This window comes from Enterococcus lemanii (assembly GCF_016909125.1).
Lineage (GTDB): Bacteria > Bacillota > Bacilli > Lactobacillales > Enterococcaceae > Enterococcus_I > Enterococcus_I lemanii.
The window spans coordinates 1-9,376 of the sequence record NZ_JAFBFD010000060.1 but is presented as its reverse complement, the minus strand read 5'-3'; the positions used below and the strand labels follow the sequence as shown (position 1 = coordinate 9,376).

Genomic DNA, 9,376 nt, shown 5'->3' with positions numbered 1-9,376 from the left:
TTTTCGCTTGAACGAGGGAATCGAAGTTGCCGAAGGAGCAGCCTTTTTCTCCCCGAGAATGAAAAGGTGTGATAAAAAGGCGTTCTGCTCCGAGCCACTGGCGAACCCCTCGAGCAAGCGGCTTTTTCGCTAGCCGATTCAATCAAATATTCGTATTGAACAAATTGTGTGACGTGCTGAACTTGTTTTCAAACAAGCGACGGCTAGCACACGATTTGTTCATTAAAAAAAAAGCGGTGACTATTTTTGGTCATCGTTTTTTTGTGTGTTTTTTTATACGTAAAATTAGAATCTTGTGAAAAATATAATTTGTTATTGCTTTTTATTTTAGAATGAATTATAGAAGTTACCGTAGTAGCTACTATTTGTAAAAAGTGAGGAATAACAATGGAACAAGTGATTCAAATCATGAATAAGTATGGTTTTTCTGAAATGGAAACAAAAGTTTATACGACTCTATTAGAAAAAGGGACCTTGACTGGTTACGAAGTGAGCAAGCAATCAGGGGTAGCGAGATCCAAAGTTTATAATATCTTGGAAAAACTCGTACAAAAAAATTTAATCGTTATTAACAAGTCCGAACCAAAACTGTATCATGCGATTTCTTCGAATGAATTTTTAGCACGCTTGGAAAAGAACGTGCAAGAAGATTTAGCGTTTTTAACCAGCAACTTAGGGTTAATTAAAGAAGAAGCAGAAGAAGAAATGCTATGGAAACTAGATAATTATCAGCACATGACCGAAAAAGCGAGTTACGTTATAAAAAAAGCGCAACATAGCCTTTTAATTCAATTGTGGCAAGAAGATTTAAACGAGGAATTCATTGCTTTATTACAAGCAGCTGAAAAAAGACTCGAACAATTTGTAGTGATTTTATTTAGTAAAAAACATGATTATCAGTTACCGCTAGAAAAATATTATATTCATGGCTTTGAATCAGAAAAGCTAGCTGATTTTGGTTCACGTTGGATCAATATTGTCGCCGATGAAACAGAGGTCGTTTTTGGAACGATTGATGAGAACAATCGCCAAGTCGATATTACTTGGACTAAAAACAATGCGATGGTCAGTTTAGCAAAGGAATACATTAAGCATGACGCCTATACACTTAAAATCATTCGAGAAATGCTGGAGTGTTTAGAAGAAAGATACGGCAAAGAATTTAAAAACATTCGATTAATTTATTAATCTGTGGAGGAAGAAAAGATGAAGAATATTTTGTTAGCACTAATTGTTTTGGTCAATGGGTATTTTATATTTACATTTGTGAAAGATTTAATCAAGCATAAAGATAGTTTTAAAGAGGAAAAAGCGAGTACGAAAGCTTTGCCATTTAGCTCATTTATTATTTTCTTTTTCTCGACATTTGGTATTTCAGATTTTGCGATTAGTTCGGTTTTATACCCTAAGTTAGATTGGGTTAGCATTAAGAAATTGCCAGGAACGTTAAATGCGCAATGTGTCGTACCAGTGGCAGTGATGGCTCTTTCTTATATTACTAGTATTGAAGTTGGGGTTAAAACTTTAGCGGTGTGTATTATTTCTCAAGTGATTGGAGCTTATGTTGGTCCGCGTTTTGTAGTGAAGTTACCTGAGCGTTCGATCAAGTTATTTGTCGGTGTGGGATTAGTAGTGGCCGCCTTTTTAATTTTTGCCGGTCAAATGAACTGGATTCCGTCCAATGGGGAAGCAACGGAACTTTATGGAGCGAAACTTGTCTTAGCAGGCGCGCTCTTATTCTTATACGGAGCATTAAATAATATCGGGATTGGTTCTTACGCTTTAACAATGGTGACGGTTTACTTATTAGGCTTGCATCCAGCAGCAGCTTTCCCAATTATGATGGGTGCTTGTACTTTTTCTGTGCCAATCGGTAGTGTCCAATTCATCAAATGGGGCGAATATAGTCGTAAAATCACATTGTTTACTGCGACATTTGGTGTTTTAGGCGTTTTAACCGCAGTATTCTTAGTCAAGTCATTGAACGTTTATATGTTAAAATGGGTAGTGATTTTTGTTTTACTTTATAGTGCGTATAGCATGTTAGTGCCACAATTAAAAACAAAATTGGCGGCAATTAAATAGAGATTGGAGAAAAAAATGTTAGTTTTAAATCAAGCAGAAATTATGCAAAGTTTTTCAATGCGAGAAGCAATCGATGCGGATAAGGAAGCCCTCGCTCTTTATTCAAAAGGGCAAGCCAGTGTACCGCTTAGAACCAATATTGATATTCCTAGCCAAGCAGGACAAAGTTTATATATGCCTGCTTATGTGGAAGGACAAACACCAGCATTAGGTGTGAAAATTGTTTCCGTTTATCCAGGGAATGTTGAAAAAGGGTTACCAGCAGTTCCGGCAACGATGATTGTCTTAGATCCTTTCACTGGTATCGTCAAAGCTAGCCTTGATGGCACGTATTTAACGCAACTACGAACCGGTGCGGTCCAAGGAGCAGCAACCGAATTACTAGCGAGAAAAGATGCAAAAATTGGTGCGTTAATTGGTACGGGTGGTCAAGCTAGTGCGCAATTAGAAGCGATGTTAACCGCACGTGAATTAGAAGAAGTTCGTATTTTTGATATTAATTATGATCGTGCCGTTGCTTTTGCCAAAGAAATGGCTGAAAAATTTAACTGTCAAATGATTCCAGCTAAAACAAGTCAAGCCTGTGTCGAAGGTGCGGACATTATTACGACGGTTACGACCTCTAAAGTACCAACTTTTTCTGCTGAATGGGTAAAACCAGGCGCGCATGTCAACGGTGTTGGTTCGTATACACCTGAAATGTGTGAGTTGCCAAAAGAGCTTTTCCAAAAAGCCGATGTGACGATTTTTGATACAATGGACGGGGTCTTAAAAGAAGCTGGCGATGTGATGGTTCCTTTAGATGCGGGTGAATTAACACTAAATGATTTTACCGGTGAGTTAGGTCAGTTAGTGAACGAAACAATTACTGGTCGCACATCAGCGAAAGAAATTACGGTCTTCAAATCGGTTGGTTCCGCTGTTTTAGATGTGGTAGTGGCCAATAAAATTGTTGAAAAAGCGTTAGAAAAAGGTTTAGGGACTAACGTATAAAGAGAAACACAAAAAATCGATTTTCGTCGATTTTTTGTGTTTTTTATTTTGGAAAAAAATAAAAAGACTAGCTTTTATTTATTTATTCGGTATAATTAACTTGTAAAGAGAAAGCGTTTTCTTTATGTTGTTGGTCGGGAGAGGAGATACTGAGCTTGAGTGAATTTAAAGAAGAATGGTTAGAATCCGTTAAAAAACATCGCTTTGAAAGAAGTCGCCATCTCATTGACTTTCACGTCGCCGGCTTTGCTTATTATGATGGACTAGAAGTGATTGACGAACTAACACTAGGCAAACCCGTACAACTAATTGCAGAAGTAGACAACCCACATGATCCAGATGCCGTGGTTATTTATTATCAAGATTATAAACTTGGCTATGTTCCTAGCAGCAAGAATACTTTTTTACATCAATTATTATACTTTGGGCATGCAACGATTTTAGAAGCACGTATCCAGTATGTCAATAAAGAAAGTCACCCAGAGCGACAATTTCGGGTAGTCGTGAAATTAAAAGATCAACGCACCAGTTAATTTGTACTTTTTTAGGCTTAGTAGAAGAAAACAGGACTTCTGCTAAGCTTTTTTGTTGTGGAAAGTTGCTTTTTTTGATACAATTATCTCGAATTCGAAATAAAGGAGGAAATGACATGACCCGTCAAGAATTAAGTTTACAAGCCTTTATTGGTATATTAAGAACGAGTAACGCAGTGGAAACGGCCACCCGCCAAGATATAAAAAAATATGGGTTAAATGTTACCGAATTTTCGGTCTTAGAAGTGTTATTTCATAAAGGGCGTCAAACAACCCAAGGAATTAAAAATAAAATATTAATTGCCAGTAGTTCAACGACGTATGTGATTGATCAGTTAGAAAAAAAAGGTCTGGTCAATCGGATTTTGTGCCAAGAAGATAAGCGTGTGACGTATGTCGAAATTAGTGAGTCAGGCAAAGAGTTAATGGCGCGGGTTTTTCCTTGCCATGCTCAAATGATTGAACATATTTTTGACCAATTGACCGTTGAAGAGATTCAAACGTTAAAAGAGTTGTTAAAGAAAGTCAATTAGAAAAGAGGATCAACTATGAAACAAACGGATTACCCACTTGGGCTGCACCACGTAACCGCTATGACGAGTGATGTTGAAAAGAACTATCGCTTTTTTACCGAAATACTAGGGATGCGTTTAGTTAAAAAAACAGTGAATCAAGATGATATTCAAACTTACCATACTTATTATGCCGATGACAAGGGGACGCCTGGCACAACGATGACTTTCTTTGATTTTCCAGGCAATCCACAAGGGATCAAAGGAACCAATTCCGTGACGCGGACAAGTTTTCGTGTCCCAAATGATCGCGCGCTGGATTATTATTTGACTCGCTTTGCTGAATTTAAAATCAAACATGAAGCCATCACTGAAGTTTTTGGCAAAAAAGTTTTACGCTTTTGGGACTTTGATAACCAAGCGTATCAACTCATTTCTGATGAAAACAATCATGGAATGGCGCCGGGAACGCCTTGGCAAAAGGGCCCCGTGCCAGTTGACTATGCGATTTACGGTTTAGGCCCTGTCGAAATCACGGTGAGCTATTTTGCTGACTTTTTAGCCGTTTTTGAAAAGGTGTTTCAATTTAAAGTGGTTGCCGAAGAAGGCGATCACGTTTTACTTGAAGTCGGCGAAGGTGGGAACGGCGCGCAAGTAATTTTGATAAAAGATACCAAACAAGCAGTCGGGCAGCAAGGTTATGGCGAAGTTCACCATATTGCTTTTCGTTTAGCCCAAGCTGAATCTTTAAAAGTTTGGGAAACGTTATTAAATGTGGAAGGTTTCCCTAATTCAGGTTTCGTTGAACGCTTTTATTTTAAATCGCTTTATGTTCGAATTGGCCATATTTTAGTGGAATTTGCGACTGATGAACCGGGCTTTACCGTTGACGAACCGTATGAAACACTAGGTGAGTCTTTGGCCTTGCCACCATTTCTTGAACCAAATCGGACGTACATTGAAAGCCAAGTAAAACCGTTTAAAACGAATTAAGGAAGTGAAAAAAGGATGCACCAAATCTCTCCCGAGGCACTTAGCGCACGTGAAAATTACAAACTATTAATTGGTTCAGTCATTCCTCGCCCGGTTGCGCTTGTTGTGACTCAGTCAGAAGCCGGGGTCGTCAATATTGCCCCATTTAGCTTTTTTAATATTGTCAGCTCAGAGCCAGCGTTTGTTTCTTTAAGTATCCAACGAAAAGAAGGTGTTGAAAAAGACACCGCTCGGAATTTGCGACGGACAAAAGAAGCGGTCATTCATATTTTAGATGAAGAAAATGTCCTTGCTGCCAATCAAACCGCCGCCAATTTGCCACCAGATGTTAGTGAGCAAACGGTCGCTGCATTGACGTTAGACGAGTCAATAAAAGTACAAGTCCCTAGTTTAAATGAGGCGAAAATTCGTTTTGAAGTTCAAGTTTATCAACATGTTCCTATAAAAAAAGACAATCAAATTACCGCTGACTTTTTTATTTTAGCCATTCAACATTATGTCATTGACGAGCAAGTTTATGAAGATGGTAAAATCAATCCGCACTCGCTAAAACCAGTGAGTCGTTTAGCTGGAAATGATTATAGTAAATTAGGTGAGCTGTTTACCTTAGCAAGACCAACTTAATTTTAAGCCATGAAAAAAATTTTTCATGGCTATTTTTGACGGCCATCAATTTTCTTTTCTATTCGATGCCTTAAACTAAGGATAGAAAGAAGAGAAGAGGAGCGAGAAGTATGAAAATACAAAGTTGGTTAAAAAAATATCGAAACACGTTGATTTTATTAAGTGGCGGCTTTATTACAATTGGTCTGGTGGCAGAATACGTCTTTCATTTTGAGAAGTTGGCTGTGTGGACGTTGATTATTGCCTCGGTGATAGGAGCGACACCGATTCTGTATCAAGCCTATCAAGCGTTGAAAAATAAAGTGATTAGCATCGAATTGCTTGTTTCAATTGCAGTCGTGGGCGCCTTTTTGATTGGTGAATACCATGAGTCGGCCATTGTGACGTTCTTATTTTTATTTGGTGCCTATCTGGAAAGACGAACGATTGAGAAGACACGTCAATCTGTTCGTGACTTAACGCAAATGGCCCCACAAACCGCCTTACTTTTGAATGATGAAAATGAAGTGGAAGAAGTAGACATTGATTTTGTGGATGAAGGCGATCGCTTATTGGTGAAAACAGGCGCCCAAGTTCCGGTGGATGGTGTGATTTTATTTGGTGAAGGGTTTGTGGATGAAGCCAGTATTACAGGGGAATCTTTTCCCGTTCATAAAAAAACAGGGGAGCAAGTTTTTGCCGGAACGATTTTAACCAATGGAACCTTCCAAGTCGAAGCACAAAAAGTTGGCGAAGAAACGACTTTTGGAAAAATCATTGAACTAGTTGAAGAAGCGCAAGACAGTAAGCCGGCACTAGAAAAATTTATTAATAAATTTTCGAAATACTACACCCCGGCGGTTATTCTTTTAGCAATCGTCGTATATTTCATTTCAAAAGAAGTGCGTTTAGCGATTACAGTATTGGTTTTGGGGTGTCCAGGCGCACTAGTCATTGGCGTACCGGTATCAAACGTTGCTGGCATTGGCAATGGGGCTAAAAATGGGGTCCTAATAAAAGGTGGGGAAGTCTTTGATCGGATGAATCAAGTCGATACGATGGTTTTTGATAAAACCGGTACGTTAACAAAAGGGAAAACCGCGGTTACAAAATACGTATCATTTATTGAAGAAGACCGTGAACTACTTGATTTTGTGGTGGCCATTGAAAAAGAATCGGATCACCCGTTAGCGAAAGCTTTAGTTACGTTTTTAAACGAGCAACAATTAACAGGGAACCATGTGGTCGAGCAAACGAACGTTTTAGAAGGTCGTGGGATTCAAGCGCAAATTGGTGAACAAATACTTTACATTGGTAATGAACGACTACTAGAAGAAGCCAATGTGCGTTGGTCTGATGACATAAAAGCAGAAATAAAAGCCATTAAAGAGGCAGGCAACTCACTCGTTTTAGTTGCCACGCCGACAAAGTTAGTCTTTCTTTTTGGTGTTGCCGATGAAATTCGACCAGAAGCAAAAACTGCGATCGCGCAATTGCGTAAAATGGGGATGAAACGTTTTGTGATGTTAACAGGAGATAATCCAATCACAGCCCATGCAGTCGCTAAGCAATTAGGCATTGAGGAAGTCCATGCAGAATTACTACCCGCTGATAAAGTCGCAGAGGTGAAAAAGTTGCAACAAGCAAATCATAAAGTGGCTTTTATTGGAGATGGCATTAACGACGCGCCTTCACTAGCTTTAGCTGATATTGGGATTGCGATGGGATCTGGTACAGATGTTGCAGTTGAAACATCTGATATTGTACTAATGCGCTCTAGTTTTAAAGAACTTGTTCATGCTTACGGATTAACGAAAAAAACGATGCGCAATATGTATCAAAATATTTTTATTGCTTTAGCGACCGTTATTTTCTTATTTGCCGGTCTGTTTGTCGGTTTTATTTATATGGCTTCTGGTATGTTCGTCCATGAAGCATCGATTTTAGTCGTGATTTTTAACGGCATGCGATTAATTCGTTATCAAGTGAGGGAAAGGAAATAAAGCACAGCTTGGAAAAGTAGTATCACTTTTGGAAATAACTGGTTGGTTAAAATAACGAATCGATGACCCGGTCGTTCCCAACATTCACAAATGACGAGAAACAAAAAAGGCTTCAAATCAGCCTTTCGTTTTTCTCTAATAAATAAATCAATTGAAAATCACAAAGAATGCCCGTCAATCGCTTGATTGATGGGCAACTTGGGTTAATTGGTATTATGCCTACTAGCACTTAAAATAACTTAATCATCAACCAATTATCTATACAAATAAATTAGTAAAGCTCATATCGATGCTTGATTTACCGTATTGGTTGTACGTTTATCTTTTGGGCTTCGGTTTGTTTGGTAATTTTATCTGCCAAACAATAGGTTAGGAGCTTTTTCACTAGTTACGACAGCTATCGTTATTGGTTTGGTATGAAATATAACTTCTTTATTTCCACTATCTTTATTACGGACTGCAAGCTTTTAATACAGTTATCATGCTCGCCCAGAATCAACAATCCAATGTGTTTTTATCCCCACTAACCTAACCCATTTTAACATTCAAAACGTTATTCGTTTAAATATTTTTTTAAGTTGGACTGTTGGATACCGTTTAAGCCCCAAAGTATTGATATAATTAACATCAGCAAGATTAACAATAGGATCGAGAGGACATTGAATGGCTCAAACATTGTTAAAAATAGTTGGAACATTGCGGTTCTACTAAAATAGATTCTGTTTGCTAAATACGCAAGGACAAAAGCAACAACAGTATAAAGACTATACAAAATGCTATTTTCCAAAGTGATAATAAAAGCAATCTCTCTTTTTCTGAAGCCTAAACTATACAAAATGGCTAGTTCTTTACTGCGATTACTAATATAGCCTTTATTTAAAAAGGAAATGAGGATACCTGTAACTAATGCAATAACGATTGAACCAATAACTAAAATTTTGACTAAATCGAAGTAAATAGCCGAAAGATCTCCAGTTTTTAAATCACGTTGAGAAACTAGGTGATAGTAGGGATATTTTTTTTCAAGTTTGTTGGATACCTCAGGAAGATTTTTTTCTGAATTTACTTTGATAATCATCATTGTATTAGCTGTTCCAACAGCTCTGACATAGGAATCATAATCTTTGATAATATTTTGATTAAAATCTCTTGTGGCTGGAGTTACTGTTAGTCTATCTATATAGAAATCATAAGATTCTTGTGTTAAATAATGCTCAAGGTAATCTTTGGGAAAATAACTCGTGTAAATTGGATATTCTATGGAAATCGAATTTTTATAATTTGTATTATAAACACCCGATACAAGATAAATCTGATTTACGTCGTTATTATTTGAGTCCCTCACATTCAAAGAAATGGTTGTACCAATCATTGAGTCAAAATCCTCACTGTTTTGAGTTAAAAGAACATAAGTATCAGGGACTAATAGTTCATTACTATTGTCTTCGGGATACTCACCTGCTAGTAAGTCAATATTATCCAGATTATAGTCCTCTACCAATTCTTTCGGCACATAATTCTTTATAAAATAACACTAGTGGTGCACAGAAAATATTTTATAATTAACAGAATTATCTGAAAATGATAAATCCTAAATTTTTTTAAAAAAACAAGTGCTGGCGCAGAGGATGACCTTTTTCCAGAAATTTTTATC

General features: G+C 37.5%; 9 protein-coding genes. 8 read left to right on the top strand and 1 reads right to left on the bottom strand.

From position 1 onward, the window contains the following. Positions 1–387 precede the first annotated feature (387 nt). The 8 genes from JOD14_RS12625 to JOD14_RS12590 all read left to right on the top strand — a co-directional run bounded on the left by JOD14_RS12625 (position 388) and on the right by JOD14_RS12590 (position 7,722). Positions 388–1,188: a TrmB family transcriptional regulator gene (locus JOD14_RS12625; protein ID WP_204655136.1), complete on the top strand. Its 801-nt coding sequence runs from the start codon at positions 388–390 to the stop codon at positions 1,186–1,188. An 18-nt stretch (positions 1,189–1,206) separates the two neighbouring features. Continuing rightward, entirely contained in the window at positions 1,207–2,085 is an 879-nt protein-coding gene (locus tag JOD14_RS12620; protein WP_204655135.1) for a sulfite exporter TauE/SafE family protein, read from the top strand. Between the two features lie 15 nt (positions 2,086–2,100). Then, positions 2,101–3,078, top strand: coding sequence for an ornithine cyclodeaminase family protein (locus JOD14_RS12615; protein WP_204655134.1), 978 nt, complete (start codon positions 2,101–2,103; stop codon positions 3,076–3,078). Between the two features lie 155 nt (positions 3,079–3,233). Continuing rightward, positions 3,234–3,611 carry an HIRAN domain-containing protein gene (locus JOD14_RS12610; protein ID WP_204655133.1) on the top strand — a complete coding sequence of 126 codons (378 nt, stop codon included), beginning with the start codon at positions 3,234–3,236 and terminating at the stop codon, positions 3,609–3,611. Between the two features lie 116 nt (positions 3,612–3,727). Beyond that, positions 3,728–4,144, top strand: coding sequence for a MarR family winged helix-turn-helix transcriptional regulator (locus JOD14_RS12605; RefSeq protein WP_204655132.1), 417 nt, complete (start codon positions 3,728–3,730; stop codon positions 4,142–4,144). Between the two features lie 15 nt (positions 4,145–4,159). Continuing rightward, positions 4,160–5,116 carry a ring-cleaving dioxygenase gene (locus tag JOD14_RS12600; RefSeq protein WP_204655131.1) on the top strand — a complete coding sequence of 319 codons (957 nt, stop codon included), beginning with the start codon at positions 4,160–4,162 and terminating at the stop codon, positions 5,114–5,116. A 15-nt stretch (positions 5,117–5,131) separates the two neighbouring features. Then, complete coding sequence (locus JOD14_RS12595; protein WP_204655130.1) at positions 5,132–5,740, top strand: flavin reductase family protein; 609 nt, start codon at positions 5,132–5,134, stop codon at positions 5,738–5,740. 110 nt (positions 5,741–5,850) lie between these two features. Then, positions 5,851–7,722 carry a heavy metal translocating P-type ATPase gene (locus tag JOD14_RS12590; RefSeq protein WP_204655129.1) on the top strand — a complete coding sequence of 624 codons (1,872 nt, stop codon included), beginning with the start codon at positions 5,851–5,853 and terminating at the stop codon, positions 7,720–7,722. A gap of 553 nt (positions 7,723–8,275) precedes the next feature. On the opposite strand, the gene JOD14_RS12585 is transcribed toward JOD14_RS12590, so the two are convergent. Continuing rightward, positions 8,276–9,223 (bottom strand): FtsX-like permease family protein, encoded by a 948-nt coding sequence (locus tag JOD14_RS12585; protein ID WP_204655128.1) that lies wholly within the window; start codon positions 9,221–9,223, stop codon positions 8,276–8,278. Positions 9,224–9,376: the final 153 nt, after the last annotated feature.